Raw genomic sequence first — 17,079 nt, 5'->3', positions numbered from 1 at the left:
TGCGGCAGTGGCGCGCGCGACCACACCCGCGGCCACGGGGTCGATGGTGTGGTGGGAGCGGCTGCTGCCATGGGTGCCCTCGGGCGGTACCGCGCCGCGGCCGCCGGGCTCGTTCTACGGCTGAGCTGTGCTGAACAGGCGCGGCTGCCACGCCTGGGCGCGGCGCGCGGTGGTCAGCCGCAGGTGAGTGTCAACGCGCCGCGTGGTCGGCGCTGCCCTCGGCCATGCCGTAGCGGCGCAGCTTCACATACAGGCTCTGGCGCGACAGGCCCAGCATCTCGGCGGCCGAAGCCCGGTTGCCCTGGGTCAGCTGCAGCGCGGCTTCAATGCACAGCTGCTCGATCAGGTCGGTGGACTCGCGCACCAGGTCGCGCAGCGGCATGCGCCCGACCAGCTGGGTGAGCTGCTCGACCGAGCGCGGCATGCCCTTGGTGCTGGTGTCTTCCTGACCCAGCCGGCGGCCGACGTGGCGGATGTTGAAGGCCACGCAGGGGGGCTCGGCCTCGGGTGCGGCGACGGCGGAGATCTCGACATCGGCCTCCACGCCCAGCTCGCCGTGCACCACGGTGTTGAACAGGCGCAGCGTGCCCTGCTGGCGCAGCGCGGCCAGCATCACGTTGAGGTCGACACCCGGGCGGCCCAGCCAGCGCTCGATCGATTCGCCGATCAGGTGCTCCTCGCGGGTCATCTGGGCCAGCTCGACGAAGGCCTTGTTGGCCATCAGCACCCGGCCATCGGGCGAGGTGACGACGAAGCCGTCGGGCAGTCCCTGAACCAGTTGCGACAGCCCCAGTTCGCGCGCGCCCTCGACGCCACCGGCCTGCAGCGGCCGCATGCGCACCAGGATCATCGTGCGCTCGTCCTGCGTGAACAGGCTGGCGCTGACCACCACGTCCAGACGGCGTGGTGTGGTGACGCGCAGCCGGTGCTCCTCGCTGCGGCCGCTGGAGCGCACGCGGTCGAGCAGCGCATCGAGCTCGCGCACGACGCGATCAGGCAGGCCGGTGCCCAGCGGCTGGCCGACCAGCCGGCGCGAGGACGGGCCCAGCAGCTCGATCGCCATCGGGTTGGCTTCCAGCACCCGCAGGTCGCTGGCGTCGACGATCAGGATGGCGTCGGTGGCCCGCTCGAACAGCAGACGGTAGCGCGCCTCGACATTGCGCAGGCGCAGGTAATCGCGCTCCACCGCATGCTGCGCATCAACCAGGCGCTGCTGCAGCTTGGCCAGGCTGCGCATGTCGCGGCCCAGCGCCAGCACGCGGCCCTGCTGGCCCACCGGCATCGCGCGGTACATGACCGGGAAATCGCCGCCCTGGCCCAGCGGATGGTTCACATGGCGCCACTGCGGGTTGCCGGTCTCGCTGAGCAGCGACTCGACCTTGGTGCGGCTCTCGGGGGTGACCACATCCACCCAGGGGCGGCCGACCCAGCCGCCTGGCACATCGCTGGGCAGGCCGTTGACACTGGTGGACACGTCCTCGACGACACCCTTCGGGTCGACGATCAGCGCGATGTCGGAGGCGGTCCAGATCAGCGACGCGGCATCGCCCGGCGCCAGCGCCTGCAGCGTGCGCTCAGGCTGGTCGAAGGTCTGTCCAACCGCTGCGAGGTGCCTGGTGGCCTTGCCGGCGCGTGTCAACGGGCGTCGTGTGCTCACCGGTTCGTGTCCCGCGCGGTCATCAGGGCGTCGGCTACTAGAAGGGCTTGTCGGGCATCGGTGGCACCGGCGTCTGCACCCAGCGCCTGTGCCAATTCGGGACGGGATAATACCAGCGGCCCACCCAGCAGAACGATCAGCGGGTAACGGGCCTCCTGGCGCAGGCGGGCGATCAGGGACTTCAGCGGGTCGGTCTGGCGGTCACTGCCGATCGAGAAGCCGATCACGTCGAAGCGGTGGCTGCGCGCCAGGGCCAGCAGGCCGGCCTCGGCCTTGGGCTCGTCGGCGCAGACCTCCCAGCCCGAGGCGCGGAAGAAATCGCGCACCATCGACAGGCCCAGCGTGTGCTGCTCGCCCGGGGCGGGCGCGAACAGCGCACTGCGCGGCAGACGCGTGGCCTGCACGGTCGGCGGCAGGCGCTCGGCGATGCTGCGCAGCAGGCCCTGCAGCCGGCCCAGGCCGATCGTGACCTGGGTGAAGTCGCACAGATCGGCCGACCACAGCTCGCCCAGCCGCCGCGCGGCCGGGGCCAGCAGGTCCAGGCACAGCGTGGGCGCGGGCACGCCATGGTCCTGCAGGTAGATCACGTGCTGCATGGCCTGCTCGTAGCCCTGCAGCACGTGCTCGGTGAAGCGCTCGACCTCGTGGCTGTCCAGGCTGAAGCCGGCGCCCGAGGCCGAGGTCGAGGCCTGCGAATCGTGCTGCCGATGCAGCAGCATCAGGCGCGGAATGATCTGGTGTTCGACGGTGTCGAGCAGGGCGGCCGAATGGGCGCACAGCAGATCGTCGGCCCGGACGCCATGGCAGGTGTCTTCACCCGCTGGCAGCCGTGTGGGGGGCGGCGCGTGACCCCGGTTCCATGAACCCATGCACATCTCCTCAACGCTGATGCTCGGCACAGCGACCCAGGTGCATTGTCGGGCTCTGTCGGTAGACCATCCCCCTAGATCAGAAGTCCCGGGGAGGGAGGGGCCGCGGGCCCCTGCGCTGCGTTGCACTGATTGCCGTCGTGTCGGTTCATATCAGGCGCCGACGCTCCAGCCGAGCTTGTACGCCGCCTGAGGGTGGATGTCAAAGCAGGCGTGACGACGCCCGCAGGGAGATCCAACCTTGGTCGCTACCGTAGCGTCAATTCAAATTAACGTCAATCATCATTGACACCGCTGCTGCGGCGATCTAGATTGGGCCGCCTGCCCCATTGCGGGTCCGATGCACCTTCCCCGCCCGCCGTGAGCCCCTCCCCCCTTCGTTCCCCTGCTGCCGCCCCGACAGGCGCCGCCCCGCTGTACACCCCCCAGGAGCGCCTGCGCCGCGACGCCTCGCCCTGGACGCTGGTGCAGGGCGTGCTCGCGCCGCTGCAGTTCGGGGTCTTCCTGGTGAGCCTGGCGCTGGTGTTGCGGTCACTCGACAGTGGTGCCCACCAATCGGCCGCGCTGATCTCGGTGGGCGTGAAGACCGCGGTGCTCTACCTGATCATGGTCACCGGCTCGATCTGGGAGAAGCAGGTCTTCGGCGTCTGGCTGTTCGCGCGCCCCTTCTTCTGGGAAGACGTGTTCAGCATGCTGGTGCTGGCACTGCACACCGCCTACCTGCTGGCCTGGTCGCAGGGCTGGCTGGACACGCGGGCGCTGCTGCTGCTGGCGCTGGCGGCCTATGCCAGCTACCTGGTCAATGCCGGCCAGTTCGTCTGGAAGCTACGCATGGCCCGCCTGCAGGCGCCGCCCGCGCTGGCTGTGGCGAAGGGGCTGTGATGAATGGTCCCGCCCCGGTGTTCCAGTTGCTGCCCGAGTCGGTGCTGCGCGAGCGCGGCCAGCGCGAGGTCTTCTGCGGTCTGACCGGCATCGTCTGGCTGCACCGCAAGATGCAGGACGCGTTCTTCCTGGTGGTGGGCTCGCGCACCTGTGCGCACCTGCTGCAGTCGGCGGCCGGGGTGATGATCTTCGCCGAGCCGCGCTTCGGCACCGCCATCCTCGATGAGCGCGACCTGGCCGGCCTGGCCGATGCGCACGACGAGATCGACCGCGTGGTGGCCGATCTGCTGGCGCGCCGCCCCGACATCCGCACGCTGTTCCTGGTGGGCTCCTGCCCGTCCGAGGTCATCAAGCTCGACCTGGCGCGCGCCGCCGAGCGGCTCAACGGCCGCGTCGCGCCCGGTGTGCGGGTGCTGAACTACAGCGGCAGCGGCATCGAGACCACCTTCACCCAGGGCGAGGACGCCTGCCTGGCCGCCCTGGTGGCCGAACTGCCCGCCGCCGCGCCCGAGGCCCCGCCCTCGCTGCTGGTGGCCGGCGCGCTGCCCGACGTGGTCGAGGACCAGCTGAGCCGCCTGCTCAGTGCCATCGGCATTCCCGCCGTGCACTTCCTGCCGGCACGCCGCCGTGGCGAGCTGCCGGCGGTCGGCCCGTCGACCCGTCTGCTGCTGGCCCAGCCTTTCCTGGCCGACACCGCCCGCGCGCTGGCCGCACGCGGCGCGCGTCACCTGCCGGCGGCCTTCCCCTTCGGCATCGAGGGCACCACCGCCTGGCTCGAAGCCGCGGCGGCGGCCTTCGGCATCGGCCCCGAGGTGGTCGAGCGCGTCACCCGCCCGGCGCGCGAGCGGGCCCAGGCCGCGCTGGCGCGCCACCGCCCGCTGCTGGCCGGCAAGCGCGTCTTCTTCTTCCCCGACTCGCAGCTCGAGGTGCCGCTGGCGCGTTTCCTGAGTCGCGAGCTGGGCATGGACCTGGTCGAGGTGGGCACGCCCTACCTGCACCGCCAGCACCTGGCGCCCGAGCTGGCCTGGCTGCCCGCGGGCACCCAGTTGTCGGAGGGCCAGGACGTCGACCGCCAGCTGGACCGCTGCCGCGCCGCGCAGCCCGACCTGGTGGTCTGCGGCCTGGGCCTGGCCAATCCGCTGGAGGCCGAGGGCCTGACCACCAAGTGGTCGATCGAGCTGGTCTTCACCCCGGTGCACGGCTACGAGCAGGCGGGCGACCTGGCCGGCCTGTTCGCCCGCCCCCTGGACCGCCGCCAACGGCTGGCCGCCTGACGAGGACACCACGATGCAACTGACGCTCTGGACCTACGAAGGACCGCCGCATGTGGGCGCGATGCGCGTGGCCACCGCGATGCGCGACGTCCACTACGTGCTGCACGCCCCGCAGGGCGACACCTACGCCGACCTGCTGTTCACGATGATCGAGCGCCGCGACCAGCGCCCGCCGGTCACCTACACCACCTTCCAGGCGCGCGACCTGGGCGCCGACACCGCCGAGCTGTTCAAGACCGCGGTGCGCGACGCCGTGGCGCGCCACCAGCCCGCCGCGCTGCTGGTGGGCGCGTCCTGCACCGCCGAGCTGATCCAGGACGACCCCGGTGGCCTGGCCTCCACGCTGCAGCTGCCGCTGCCGGTGATCCCGCTGGAGCTGCCCGCCTACCAGCGCAAGGAGAACTGGGGCGCTGCCGAGACCCTGTACCGCCTGGTGCGCGGCCTGGCCGGCCTGCCACCCGCGTCCTACGCGCGCCCGCCGCGTCCGGCCGACCGCGCGCCGCGCGCCAACATCCTGGGCCCGATGGCGCTGGGCTTTCGCCACCGCGACGACCTGCGCGAGGTGCGCGAGCTGCTGGCGCTGCTGGGCATCGAGGTGAACGTGGTGGCCCCGCTGGATGCCCACGCCGCCGACCTGGCGCGCATCCCCGAGGCCGACTTCAATGTCGTCATGTACCCCGAGCTGGCCGGCACGCTGGCCGACTGGCTGGCACGCCAGTGGCAGCAGCCGCGCACCCGTCAGGTGCCGATCGGCCTGGGCGCCACCGCCGACTTCATCGCCGAGCTGGCCACGCTGGCCGGCGTCGACCCGGCCCCCGCGCTGCAACGCATTGATGCACGGGCGCGCTGGTTCGCCCGCTCGGTCGACAGCACCTACCTCACCGGCAAGCGCGTCTTCATCTTCGGCGACGCCTGCCACGCGGTGGCCGCCGCGCGGATGGCGGCGCGCGAGATCGGCTTCACCGTCGCCGGCCTGGGCACCTACAGCCGCGAGCAGGCGCGCGACCTGCGCGAGGCCGCGGCGCTCTACGGCGTCGAGCCCCTGATCACCGACGACTACCTCGAGGTGGAACGCCACATCGCCGCGCTGCAGCCTGACCTGGTGCTGGGCACGCAGATGGAGCGCCACATCGCCAAGCGCCTGGGCCTGCCCTGCGCCGTGATCTCGGCGCCGGTGCATGTGCAGGACTTCCCCGCCCGCCACGCGCCGCAGATGGGCCTGGAAGGCGCCAACGTGATGTTCGACGCCTGGGTGCTGCCGCTGATGATGGGCCTGGAAGAGCACCTGCTGGCGATGTTCCGCGACGACTTCGAGTTCTCGCCGCAGGCCGCGCCCTCCCACCTGGGGGCCAGCGCACCGACGCCGCTGCCCGCGCCGCTGGCGGCCCCGGCCCCGGCCTCCAACGAGCCGAGCTGGGCGGTGGAGGCCGAGCGCGAGCTGCACAAGATCCCCTTCTTCGTGCGCGGCAAGGCGCGCCGCAACACCGAGCGCTTCGCGCGCGACCGTGGCGTGGCCCTGATCACTGTCGAGACCCTCTACGATGCCAAGGCCCACTTCAGCGCCTGAGTCCCGCACCGCGGGCCCGGCCCCGGTGCCACTGCGCGTGGTGCTGGTGACGATGGACAGCCACATCGCCAGCGCCGCCGAGCGCGCCGCCCGCGAACTCGCGCGCGCCCTGCCCGGCCTGCGGCTGGCGGTGCACGCGGCCTCGGAGTGGGCCGACAAGCCTGCCGCGCTGGCGCGCTGCCACGAGGACATCGCCCAGGGCGACATCGTCATCGTGACGATGCTGTTCATGGAAGACCACTTCCTGCCGGTGCTCGACGCGCTGCGTGCGCGCCGCGCGCAGTGCGACGCCATGGTCTGCGCCATGTCGGCCGCCGAGGTGATGAAGCTCACCCGCATGGGGCGCCTGAGCATGGACGGCCAGGCCACCGGCATCACCGCGCTGCTCAAGAAGCTGCGCCACCGCCTGTCCGGCAAGGGTGAAAGCGAGGGCTCGACCCAGCCCAGCGCCGGCGCCCAGCAGATGGCGATGCTGCGCCGGCTGCCGCAGATCCTGCGCTTCATCCCCGGCACCGCCCAGGACCTGCGTGCCTACTTCCTGGTGCTGCAGTACTGGCTGGCCGGCTCGCAGGACAATGTGGCCAGCCTGGTCAAGCTGCTGGTGCAGCGCTACGCCAGCGGCCCGCGCGAGGCCTACCGCGCCCGCGCCAAGCCCGACGCCCCGGTCGAGTACCCCGAGGTCGGCCTCTACCACCCGCGCATGCAGCCCGCGCTGGCCGACCAGGCCAGCGCGCTGCCGGCACCGTCGGCGCCGCAGGGCACGGTGGGCCTGCTGCTGCTGCGCAGCTACCTGCTGGCCGGCAACACCGCCCATTACGACGGCGTGATCAGCGCGCTGGAAGCCCGCGGCCTGCGCGTGCTGCCGGCCTTCGCCACCGGGCTGGACGCGCGCCCGGCGGTGGAGAAGTTCTTCCTGGCCGACGGCCGGCCCTGTGTCGACAGCGTGGTCTCGCTGACCGGTTTCTCGCTGGTGGGCGGCCCGGCCTACAACGACGCCCGCGCCGCCGAGGACCTGCTGGCCCGGCTGGACGTGCCCTACCTGTCGGTGATGCCGGTCGAGTTCCAGACGCTGGAGCAGTGGGGCGGCTCCGAGCGGGGCCTGTTGCCGGTCGAAGCCACGATGATGGTGGCCCTGCCCGAGCTCGACGGCGCCACCGGCGCGATGGTCTACGGCGGCCGCAGCGACAGCGCCGGCCACGCCTGCCATGGCTGCGCGCGCGGATGCACCTTCCGCGCCGCCGCCGACGCGCACGACATGCAGACCTGCCCCGAGCGGGCCGACATGCTGGCCGCCCGCGTGGCCCGGCTGGTGGCGCTGCGCCGCAGCCAGCGTGCCCAGCGCCGCGTGGCCTGCGTGCTGTTCAACTTCCCGCCCAATGCCGGCAACACCGGCACCGCGGCCTTCCTGTCGGTGTTTGAGAGCCTGCACAACCTGCTGCTGTCGCTGCAGCAGCAGGGCTACACGGTGGAGGTGCCGCCCACACCGGATGCGCTGCGCGAGCGCATCATCTTCGGCAATGCCGAACGCCTGGGCGCCTCGGCCAATGTGCATGCCCGCATCCCCACCGACGACCACGTGCGCCAGCAGCCCTGGCTGGCCGAGATCGAATCGCAATGGGGTCCGGCCCCGGGCCGCATCCAGAGCGATGGCAGCAGCATCCACGTGCTCGGCGAGCGCTTCGGCAACGTCTTCGTCGGCATCCAGCCCGGCATGGGCTACGAGGGCGACCCGATGCGCCTGCTCTTCGAGCACGGCTTCGCCCCCACCCATGCGTTTGCCGCTTTCTACCGCTGGCTGCGCGAGGACTTCCGCGCCGACGCGGTGCTGCACTTCGGCACCCATGGCGCGCTGGAGTTCATGCCCGGCAAGCAGGCCGGCCTGTCCGGCGCCTGCTGGCCCGACCGGCTGATCGGCGAGCTGCCCAACTTCTACCTCTACGCCTCGAACAACCCGTCCGAGGGCACGATCGCCAAGCGCCGCGCCGCCGCCACGCTGATCAGCTACCTGACGCCGCCGGTCTCGCAGGCCGGGCTGTACCGCGAGCTGGGCGACCTGAAGGTCTCGCTGCAGCGCTGGCGCGCGCTGGACCCGTCGGCCGATGCCGAACGCGCCGCGCTGGCCGCGCTGGTGCAGGCCCAGGCCCAGGCACTGGAGATGGCCCAGGCGCAACCCGACTGGGCCGACCTGAACGCGCCGGCCCAGGCCGCGCAGGCCGACCGCCTGTGGCGCCTGCTGCTCGAGACCGAGACCACGCTGATCCCCCACGGCCTGCACGTGGTGGGCCGCGCGCCCTCGCCCAGCGAACGGCTGGACTTCCTGCAGGCGATGAGCGCCGCCTCGGCCGCTGGGGGTGGCCAGGAAGCGCTGCCGCGCGAGGTGCTGCAGGCCGTGGTCGACGGCCGCAGCCCGGCGCAGGCCTTGGCCGATGCCGGTCTGCCGGCCGACGATGCGCGCCGCGAACGACTGGAAGAACTCGCCCGCGCCGAGCGCCTGCTGGCCCAGGACCACGAGATCGGCGCGCTGCTGCACGCGCTGGACGGCGGCTATGTGCGCCCGGCGCCCGGCAGCGACGTGGTCCACGACCCGTCGGTGCTGCCCACCGGCCGCAACCTGCACGGCTTCGACCCCTTCCGCCTGCCCAGTACCTTCGCGGTGATCGACGGCGCGCGCCAGGCCGATCGCCTGCTGGCGCGCCACCAGGCCGACGGCCACCCGCTGCCCGAGACGGTGGCCCTGGTGCTGTGGGGCACCGACAACCTGAAGACCGAAGGCGCCCCGATCGCCCAGGCGCTGGCCCTGCTGGGCGCCAGGCCGCGTTTCGACGGCTACGGCCGCCTGGCCGGTGCCGAGCTGCGCCCGCTGGCCGAGCTGGGCCGCCCGCGCATCGACGTGGTGGTCACGCTCTCGGGCATCTTCCGCGACCTGCTGCCGCTGCAGATCAAGCTGCTGGCCGAGGCCGCCTTCCTGGCCGCCAGCGCCGACGAGCCGCCCGAGCAGAACTTCGTGCGGCGCCACGCGCTGGCCTTCCAGCAGGCCCATGGCGGCTCGCTGGAGGACGCCGCGCTGCGGGTCTTCGGCAATGCCGAGGGCGCCTATGGCGCCAACGTCAACATGCTGATCGACAACAGCCGCTGGGACGGCGAGGACGAGCTGGCCGAGACCTACACCCGCCGCAAGGGCTTCGCCTACGGCCGCAGCGGCCGCCCCGCCAAGCACCCGGCGCTGCTGGGCAGTGTGCTGGCCGATGTCTCGCTCGCGTACCAGAACCTCGACTCGGTGGAGCTGGGCGTCACCACCATCGACACCTATTTCGACACCCTGGGCGGCATCAGCCGCGCCGTGGCGCGCGCCAAGCGCGAGGCCGGCCGCGCCGAGCCGGGCGACGCCACCGCGCCGGTCTACATCGGCGACGCCACGCGCGGCGAGGGCACGGTGCGCACCCTCAACGAGCAGGTGATGCTGGAGACCCGCACCCGCATGCTCAACCCCAAGTGGTACGAGGGCCTGCTGGCCCACGGCTACGAGGGCGTGCGCCAGATCGAGACCGCGATCACCAACACCATGGGCTGGTCGGCCACCACCGGCCAGGTCGCGCCCTGGGTCTACCAGCAGCTCACGCGCACCTTCATGCTCGACGAGGCCATGCGCGACCGCCTGGCCACCCTCAATCCCCACGCGTCGGCCAAGGTGGCCCAGCGTCTGCTGGAGGCGCACACGCGCCGCTACTGGACGCCCGACGCGGACATGCTGGCGGCGCTGCAGCGCGCCGGCGAAGAGCTGGAAGACCGGCTCGAAGGCATCTTCCCTGAAAGGGCCGCCGCATGAACGATATCTCCGTGCCCGTCCACCTGCTGCGCCGGGCCTCCGGCCGCGATGGCGAGGGCAGCGTGCAGGTCCACATGGACCCGCTGGCCGACCCCTCGCTGCAGATCGGCACCGCCAAGGTGTTTGCCGTCTATGGCAAGGGCGGCATCGGCAAGAGCACCACCAGCTCCAACCTCAGCGTGGCCTTCAGCAAGCTGGGCAAGCGGGTGCTGCAGATCGGCTGCGACCCCAAGCACGACTCCACCTTCACGCTGACCAAGAAGCTGATGCCCACCGTCATCGACGCGCTGGAATCGGTGAACTTCCACGCCGAGGAACTGCGCACCGAGGACTTCGTCTGGCAGGGCTACAACGGCGTGATGTGCGTCGAGGCCGGCGGACCGCCGGCCGGCACCGGCTGCGGCGGCTACGTGGTGGGCCAGACCGTCAAGCTGCTCAAGGAGCACCACCTGCTCGACGACACCGACGTGGTGATCTTCGATGTGCTGGGCGACGTGGTCTGCGGCGGCTTCGCCGCGCCGCTGCAGCACGCCGACCGCGCGGTGATCGTCACCGCCAACGACTTCGACTCGATCTTCGCGATGAACCGCATCGTGCAGGCGATCGGCGCCAAGGCCAAGAACTACAAGGTGCGCCTGGGCGGCGTGGTGGCCAACCGCTCCAACGCCACCGACCAGATCGACCGCTTCAACGCCCAGGCCGGGCTGAAGACGCTGGCCTGCTTCCCCGACCTGGATGCGATCCGCCGCAGCCGCCTGAAGAAGGCCACGCTGTTCGAGATGGAGGACAGCCCCGAGGTGCGCGCGGTGCAGGACGAGTACCTGAAGCTCGCCGCCCGCCTGTTCGCCGGTGGCGAGCCCTTCCAGGCGGTGCCGCTGAAGGACCGCGACCTGTTCGACCTGCTGGGCTACGACTGAACGCCATGGACATGCCCACCCGATTCCCCGTGGCCGAGCGGCCAGCGGCCTACGCCCACCGGCGCGGCCAGATCGAGACCTACTTCGACCGCACCGCGGTGCAGGCCTGGGCGCGGCTCACATCGGACGCCCCCGTGGGCCGCATCCGCGCCACGGTGCGCGCCGGCCGCGGCCGCATGCGCGCGCGGCTGCTCGACTGGCTGCCGGCCGACCTGCGCGGTCAGCGCCTGCTGGATGCCGGCTGCGGCACCGGTGCCCTGGCCGTGGAGGCCGCGCGCCGCGGCGCCGAGGTGGTGGCGATCGATCTGTCACCCACGCTGATGGCGCTGGCGCAGGAACGCCTGCCGGCCGACCTGGGCGCAGGCCGCATCACCTTCCTGGCCGGCGACATGCTGGACCCGGCGCTGGGCCACTTCGACCACGTGGTGGCGATGGACTCGCTGATCCACTACGAGACCGTCGACGCGGTGCAGGCGCTGGCCGCGCTGGCCGAGCGCACGCGCGCGTCGATGCTGTTCACCTTTGCGCCGCGCACGCCCGCGCTGGCGGCGATGCATGCGGTGGGCCGTTTCTTCCCGCGCAGCGACCGCGCGCCGGCCATCGTGCCGGTGGCCGAGCACGACCTGCACCAGCGCCTGCAGCAGCGCCTGGGTGGCCAGGGCTGGGCCTGCGCCGGCACCGAGCGCGTGGCCTCGGGCTTCTACACCTCGCAGGCCATGGCCTGGAGGCGCGGATGAACGGCCGCGCGCAGCAGAAGGTCCTGGCGCTGTGGCGCCAGGTCGGGCTGCGCTTTCTGCCCTTTGCCGACGCCGCCACGCCCGAGCTGCCGCTGGGGCGCCTGCTGCGCCTGTCGCTGTTCCAGGTCTCGGTGGGCCTGGCGCTGGCGCTGCTCAACGGCACGCTCAACCGGGTGATGATTGTCGAGCTGGCGGTGCCGGCCTGGCTGGTCTCGCTGATGGTGGCGCTGCCCATCGTCTTCGCGCCGGTGCGGGCGCTGATCGGCCACCGCAGCGACCACCATGCGTCGGCGCTGGGCTGGCGCCGCGTGCCCTACATCTGGTTCGGCTCGCTGCTGCAGTTCGGCGGCCTGTCGATCATGCCCTTCGCCCTGCTGGTGCTCACCGGTGAAGGCACCGGCCCGGCCTGGGTGGGCCAGCTGGGCGCGGCGCTGGCCTTCCTGCTGGTGGGCGCCGGCCTGCACACCACGCAGACCGCCGGCCTGGCGCTGGCCACCGACCTGGCCGCGCCGGCGCAGCGCCCGCGCGTGGTGGCGCTGCTGTATGTGTCGCTGATGCTGGGCATCCTGGGCAGCGGCGTGGCGCTGGGTCTGCTGCTGCAGGACTTCAGCCCGCTGCGCCTGGTGCAGGTGGTGCAGGGCGCGGCGCTGCTGACGATGCTGCTCAACGGCGTGGCGCTGTGGAAGCAGGAGGCCCGCCAGCCGCGCCGCATCGCGGCCGAGCGGCCCGAGTTCCGCCGCGCCTGGTCCGCCTTCGCCGGCCGCGCGCCGGTGCGCCGCCTGCTGTGGGCAGTGGGCCTGGGCACCGCGGCCTTCAGCATGCAGGACATCCTGCTCGAACCCTATGGCGGCCAGGTGCTGCACCTGCCGGTGGCGCGCACCTCGCTGCTGAGCGCGCTCACCGCGGCCGGCGCGCTGGTGGCCTTTGCGCTGGCCGCGCGCGCGCTGCAGCAGGGCCGCGACGCGGTGCGCCTGGCGGCTGGCGGCGCGCTGGTCGGTGTCTGGGCCTTTGCCGCGGTGGTGTTTGCCGAGCCGCTGTCCTCGGTCGCACTGTTCGCCGCCGGCGCCGGCCTGATCGGCCTGGGCGGCGGCCTGTTCAGCGTGGCCATGCTCAGCGCGGTCATGGCGCTCGACGAATCGGGTGACGGCGCGGTGCCGCACGGCCTGGCGCTGGGCGCCTGGGGCGCGGTGCAGGCCACCGCCGCGGGCCTGGCCATTGCGCTGGGCGGCGCGGTGCGGGATGCGGTCTCGGCCCTGGCCGTGGCTGGCTGGCTGGGGCCGGCGCTGAGCAGCCCCGGCGTTGGATTCAGCGTGGTCTATCACCTCGAGATCGCGCTGCTGTTCGCCACCCTGGTGGCATTGGGACCGCTGGTGCGACGCCCGCGGCCCGGTTCCGGGGCACCGGTGGGCCGTTTCGGCCTGGCCGAGTTCCCCGGCTGACGATCACTGAAGGAGCAAGCCCATGTCTCATCTTGGCGCCATCACCCACAACATCGACATTGCCCAGGTCGTGCTGTACATGTTCTGGATCTTCTTTGCCGGGTTGATCTACTACCTCCACCGCGAGAACAAGCGCGAGGGCTACCCGCTGGAGTCCGACGGCCGTGGCGGCCGCGTGGTCATCCAGGGCTTCCCGGCGGTGCCGGCGCCCAAGACCTTCCTGCTGCGCGACGGCAGCACCCGCCAGGCGCCCGGTGCGAACTCGGCCCCGGAACCGCTGGTCGGTGGCGAGGCCACCTCGCGCGTGCCCGGCTCGCCGATCGTGCCCATCGGTGACCCGATGCGCGCAGGAGTCGGCCCCGGCGCCTTCGCCGCCGGCCGCCCCGACACGCCCGACCTGACCTGGGACGACCGCGGCCCGCGCCTGCAGCCGCTGCGCGTGGCCGCTGGCTTCGACATCGCCCACGGCGACCCCGACCCGCGCGGCATGCCGGTGCTGGGCGCTGACGGTGCCCAGGGCGGCACCGTGGTGGACGCCTGGGTTGACCGCAGCGAGGTGCTGCTGCGCTACCTGGAAGTGGAAGTGGCCGGTGGCCGCCGCGTGCTGCTGCCGATGACGCTGGCCAAGGTGGGCGAGCGCTCGGTCAAGGTGCAGTCGATCCTGGGCCACCAGTTCGTGGGCGTGCCCGGCACCAGGCTGCCTGACCAGGTCACGCTGCTCGAGGAAGAGCGCATCGGTGCCTACTACGGCGCCGGCACGCTGTATGCCGAGCCCTCGCGCCAGGAGCCGCTGCTGTGAACCCCGGCCGCGTCCGCGAGCACCACAGCGAGCCGCAGCCCGGTCTGCCCGAGCGGCTGCCGGCGGGCGAGCGCCTGCTGTGGCAAGGCGCGCCGGACGCCCGTGTGCTGGCCCGGCGCGGCTTTCACCTGGGCGGCTTCGCGCTGTACTTCGCGGCGCTGCTGGCCTGGCGGACCTGGAACCTGGTGTCCGACGGCGCCGGTGCACCGGCCCTGCTGGTGGGCACCGCGCCGCTGCTGGGCCTGGCCGTGCTGGCGCTGGGCTTCATCGCCGTGCTGGCCTGGCTGGTCGAGCGCACCACGCTCTACACGCTGACCGACCGCCGACTGGTGCTGCGCATCGGCATCGTGCTGACGGTGAGCTTCAACCTGCCGCTCACACGCATCGAGGCCGCCGAGCTGCGCCGCCACCCCGATGGCAGCGGCGATCTGTCGCTGCGCCTGCTGGGCGATGACCGCATCGGCGTGATGCACCTGTGGCCGCACTGCCGCCCCTGGCGCTTCGCCCGCGCCGAGCCGATGCTGCGTGCGCTGCCCGACGTCGACCGCGTCGCCGCGCTGCTGGGCACCGCCCTGAGTGCGTCCCTGCAACCCGATCAGCGCGCCACCAGCGCCGCGCCGACCACCACCGAGCCCGCGGCCCTGCCTGGCCACCTGCCGCACGCCGCCTGAGACCGCCATGCACAGCGCCGCCCCACCCCTTGAGCACGACGACCATGTCGAGGTCCCCCGCGGCGCGCTGCGCGCCATCGCCGCCCTGATCCTGGCCACGCTGCTGGCCGTGGCCTGGGTGCAGCTCAGCGGCGGTGCGCCGTCCAGCGCCAGCACCGCACCGGTGGTGGTCGAGCGCTGGCTGCAGTTCAGCGACCTGCCGGACGGCCGCATCGAGGTGCGCGAGGACGGCCACCCGCTGGCCACGCTGTCGGCCGGCGCCCACGGCTTCCTGCGCGGCGCGCTGCGTGCGCTGGCGCGCGAGCGCCGCGTGGCCGGCCTGGCGGCGCAGGTGCCCCTGGCGGCCAGCACGCCGACCCCCGCCTTCCGCCTGCGCGCCCATGCCGACGGCCGCCTCAGCCTGGACGACCCGGCCACCGGCGTGCGCATCGACCTGGAATCCTTCGGCCCGACCAACACCGCCGACTTCGCCCAGCTGCTGCACCTGCCGGCCCTGGCGCCGTCGCGCTGAGCCCCTTCACCCTGCCTTTCTCCGGAGCGCGTCATGGACATCGCCGACACCGCCCTCACCCCGCTGCAGAACCCCGACGACGCGATCGCCCGCGCCCGTCGCCAGACGCTGCTGACCCCGCGCTTCTACACCACCGACTTCAAGGCCTTCGACCGGCTGGACCTGTCCTCGGTGAAGGCCGAATGGGATGCGGTGATGGCCGAGTACGAGGGCGACAACAACCACGACCACTTCCAGCGCGACGAGGCCTTCGCGCAGGAGATCCGCGAGCTGCCGCCGGCGCTGCACCAGGAGTTCCTGGACTTCCTGGTCAGCTCGCTCACGTCCGAGTTCAGTGGCTGCGTGCTCTACAACGAGATCCGCCAGCAGATCGAGCACCCCGAGGTCAAGCAGCTGATGGCCTACATGGCGCGCGATGAATCGCGCCACGCCGGCTTCCTGAACAAGGCGCTGAAGGACTATGGCCTGGGGGTGGATCTGGGCGCGCTCAAGCGCACCAAGGCCTACACCTTCTTCAAGCCCAAGTACATCTTCTACGCGACCTACCTGTCGGAGAAGATCGGCTACGCGCGCTACATCACGATTTTCCGCCAGCTCGAGCGTCACCCCGAGCGGCGCTTCCACCCGATCTTCCGGTGGTTCGAACGCTGGTGCAACGACGAATTCCGCCACGGCGAGAGCTTCGCGCTGATCATGCGCGCCAACCCGGGCCTGCTGCAGGGCGGCAACCGCTGGTGGATCCGCTTCTTCCTGCTGGCGGTCTTCGCCACCATGTACGTGCGCGACCACACCCGCCCCGAGATGCACCAGGCCATGGGCCTGGACCCGTCGGCCTACGGCTTCGAGGTGTTCCGCATCACCAGCGAGATCTCGCGCCAGGTCTTCCCGCTGTCGCTGGACATTGACCACCCGGTCTTCCGCCGCGGCCTGGACGCGCTGTGCGAGTGGTCGCGCCGCATGGACGCCGCCAAGGCCCGCGGCGGCCTGATCGGCCGGCTGCAGCAGGCCTGGTGCGGTGCCGGCGCCGCGCTGTGCTTTGCCCGCCTGTACCTGCTGCCGGTGAAGAACCACGAGCTGCCGGCGCAGGTGCACATTGCACCGGCCTACTGAGCGCCGGGCCCGCCTGTGACCGAGATCGCGCTGGCCGTCGGCTTCACGCTGTTCCTGTGGTGGTTCAGCACCGGCGTCATCATCTACCTGGACGGCCTGCCCCAGCGCACCTTCGTCACCACGATGCGCTGGACCACCGCCGTGCTGGTGGCCGCGCTGTGGGGCCTGGTGCACACGCGCGACGATGTGTCGGTCAGCGGCGCCTACTGCGCCTTCACCTGCGCGCTGCTGGTGTGGGCCTGGCAGGAGGTGGCCTTTCTGCTGGGCATGGTCACCGGGCCGCGCCGCGAGGCCTGCCCGCCGCAGGCCACCGGCTGGCGTCGTGCCCACCTGGCGCTGCAGACCGTGCTGTACCACGAGTTCGCGCTGGTGGTGCTGGCCCTGACCGTGCTGGCCTGCGTGGGCCCGGGCAGCAACCGCGTGGGCGTGTGGACCTACGCGTTGCTGTGGGCCATGCGCCAGAGCGCCAAGCTCAACATCTTCCTGGGCGTGCGCAACCTGGGCGAGACCCTGCTGCCGCCGCACCTGGCCTACCTGTCGAGCTACTTCCGCCGCCGGGCGATGAACCCGCTGTTCCCGCTGTCCGCGCTGCTGATCGGGGCGGCCACCGTGTTCGCCTGGGGCCCGCTGCTCGACACCGGCATGCCGGCCACCGGCGAAGGGGTCGCTCGCGTGCTGCTGGGCACGCTGCTGGCCCTGGGCGTGCTGGAGCATGTGCTGCTGGTGCTGCCGCTGCCCACCGATGCGCTGTGGCGCTGGGGTCTGAGCTCGCACCGGGCCAAGGGCGCGGTGGCGGCGCCGCCGCGCTGAGGCGCGCGCC

Annotated in this window: 14 protein-coding genes; 12 read left to right on the top strand and 2 right to left on the bottom strand. The window is 72.3% G+C overall.

The genetic code is table 11. The features are described from left to right. Positions 1–190 precede the first annotated feature (190 nt). Together ppsR and KAK03_RS07645 are read right to left on the bottom strand one after the other, a co-directional pair. Positions 191–1,657 carry a transcriptional regulator PpsR gene (ppsR, locus tag KAK03_RS07650; protein WP_310738505.1) on the bottom strand — a complete coding sequence of 489 codons (1,467 nt, stop codon included), beginning with the start codon at positions 1,655–1,657 and terminating at the stop codon, positions 191–193. Beyond that, positions 1,654–2,526, bottom strand: coding sequence for a cobalamin B12-binding domain-containing protein (locus KAK03_RS07645; protein WP_210852981.1), 873 nt, complete (start codon positions 2,524–2,526; stop codon positions 1,654–1,656). The genes ppsR and KAK03_RS07645 overlap by 4 nt, the downstream gene beginning before the upstream one ends. Before the next feature lie 360 nt (positions 2,527–2,886). Here KAK03_RS07645 and bchF point away from each other — a divergent pair, with 360 nt between their 5' ends. From bchF to puhE, 12 genes are read left to right on the top strand one after another with little or no spacing between them, the layout of a single operon-like run. After that, positions 2,887–3,408: a 2-vinyl bacteriochlorophyllide hydratase gene (bchF, locus tag KAK03_RS07640; protein ID WP_210852979.1), complete on the top strand. Its 522-nt coding sequence runs from the start codon at positions 2,887–2,889 to the stop codon at positions 3,406–3,408. After that, positions 3,408–4,682, top strand: coding sequence for a ferredoxin:protochlorophyllide reductase (ATP-dependent) subunit N (locus KAK03_RS07635; protein WP_210852978.1), 1,275 nt, complete (start codon positions 3,408–3,410; stop codon positions 4,680–4,682). Before bchF ends, KAK03_RS07635 begins: the two co-directional genes overlap by 1 nt. 13 nt (positions 4,683–4,695) lie before the next feature. Next, positions 4,696–6,249: a ferredoxin:protochlorophyllide reductase (ATP-dependent) subunit B gene (gene bchB / locus KAK03_RS07630; RefSeq protein WP_210852976.1), complete on the top strand. Its 1,554-nt coding sequence runs from the start codon at positions 4,696–4,698 to the stop codon at positions 6,247–6,249. Then, positions 6,224–10,075 carry a magnesium chelatase subunit H gene (locus KAK03_RS07625; RefSeq protein ID WP_210852974.1) on the top strand — a complete coding sequence of 1,284 codons (3,852 nt, stop codon included), beginning with the start codon at positions 6,224–6,226 and terminating at the stop codon, positions 10,073–10,075. Before bchB ends, KAK03_RS07625 begins: the two co-directional genes overlap by 26 nt. Beyond that, positions 10,072–10,992, top strand: a complete 921-nt coding sequence (gene bchL / locus KAK03_RS07620) for a ferredoxin:protochlorophyllide reductase (ATP-dependent) iron-sulfur ATP-binding protein (RefSeq protein ID WP_210852972.1) — start codon at positions 10,072–10,074, stop codon at positions 10,990–10,992. The genes KAK03_RS07625 and bchL overlap by 4 nt, the downstream gene beginning before the upstream one ends. Positions 10,993–10,997: 5 nt before the next feature. After that, positions 10,998–11,729, top strand: coding sequence for a magnesium protoporphyrin IX methyltransferase (gene bchM / locus KAK03_RS07615; protein WP_247660979.1), 732 nt, complete (start codon positions 10,998–11,000; stop codon positions 11,727–11,729). Next, entirely contained in the window at positions 11,726–13,168 is a 1,443-nt protein-coding gene (locus KAK03_RS07610; protein WP_210852971.1) for a BCD family MFS transporter, read from the top strand. The genes bchM and KAK03_RS07610 overlap by 4 nt, the downstream gene beginning before the upstream one ends. A gap of 22 nt (positions 13,169–13,190) precedes the next feature. Then, positions 13,191–13,967, top strand: a complete 777-nt coding sequence (puhA, locus tag KAK03_RS07605; RefSeq protein ID WP_210852969.1) for a photosynthetic reaction center subunit H — start codon at positions 13,191–13,193, stop codon at positions 13,965–13,967. Continuing rightward, positions 13,964–14,638, top strand: coding sequence for a photosynthetic complex putative assembly protein PuhB (gene puhB / locus KAK03_RS25270; protein WP_210852967.1), 675 nt, complete (start codon positions 13,964–13,966; stop codon positions 14,636–14,638). The genes puhA and puhB overlap by 4 nt, the downstream gene beginning before the upstream one ends. A 7-nt stretch (positions 14,639–14,645) precedes the next feature. Next, positions 14,646–15,149 (top strand): photosynthetic complex assembly protein PuhC, encoded by a 504-nt coding sequence (puhC, locus tag KAK03_RS07595; RefSeq protein ID WP_210852965.1) that lies wholly within the window; start codon positions 14,646–14,648, stop codon positions 15,147–15,149. Positions 15,150–15,182: 33 nt separating this feature from the next. After that, positions 15,183–16,259 carry a magnesium-protoporphyrin IX monomethyl ester (oxidative) cyclase gene (gene acsF, locus KAK03_RS07590; protein WP_210852963.1) on the top strand — a complete coding sequence of 359 codons (1,077 nt, stop codon included), beginning with the start codon at positions 15,183–15,185 and terminating at the stop codon, positions 16,257–16,259. Between the two features lie 15 nt (positions 16,260–16,274). After that, entirely contained in the window at positions 16,275–17,069 is a 795-nt protein-coding gene (gene puhE, locus KAK03_RS07585; protein ID WP_210852962.1) for a putative photosynthetic complex assembly protein PuhE, read from the top strand. The last annotated feature ends 10 nt before the right edge of the window (positions 17,070–17,079 follow it).

Source organism: Ideonella alba, assembly GCF_018069845.1.
In the GTDB taxonomy this organism is placed as follows: Bacteria; Pseudomonadota; Gammaproteobacteria; order Burkholderiales; family Burkholderiaceae_C; genus Ideonella; species Ideonella alba.
Note: the sequence above shows the minus strand (reverse complement) of the source record. Positions and strands in the feature narration are given on the sequence as shown.

Coding starts and splice junctions, on each gene's coding strand:
- KAK03_RS07645 (WP_210852981.1), bottom strand. CDS start 2,526: ATGGGTTCATGGAACCGGGGTCACGCGCCGCCCCCCACACGGCTGCCA.
- KAK03_RS07635 (WP_210852978.1), top strand. CDS start 3,408: ATGAATGGTCCCGCCCCGGTGTTCCAGTTGCTGCCCGAGTCGGTGCTG.
- bchB (WP_210852976.1), top strand. CDS start 4,696: ATGCAACTGACGCTCTGGACCTACGAAGGACCGCCGCATGTGGGCGCG.
- KAK03_RS07625 (WP_210852974.1), top strand. CDS start 6,224: ATGCCAAGGCCCACTTCAGCGCCTGAGTCCCGCACCGCGGGCCCGGCC.
- bchL (WP_210852972.1), top strand. CDS start 10,072: ATGAACGATATCTCCGTGCCCGTCCACCTGCTGCGCCGGGCCTCCGGC.
- bchM (WP_247660979.1), top strand. CDS start 10,998: ATGGACATGCCCACCCGATTCCCCGTGGCCGAGCGGCCAGCGGCCTAC.
- KAK03_RS07610 (WP_210852971.1), top strand. CDS start 11,726: ATGAACGGCCGCGCGCAGCAGAAGGTCCTGGCGCTGTGGCGCCAGGTC.
- puhA (WP_210852969.1), top strand. CDS start 13,191: ATGTCTCATCTTGGCGCCATCACCCACAACATCGACATTGCCCAGGTC.
- puhC (WP_210852965.1), top strand. CDS start 14,646: ATGCACAGCGCCGCCCCACCCCTTGAGCACGACGACCATGTCGAGGTC.
- acsF (WP_210852963.1), top strand. CDS start 15,183: ATGGACATCGCCGACACCGCCCTCACCCCGCTGCAGAACCCCGACGAC.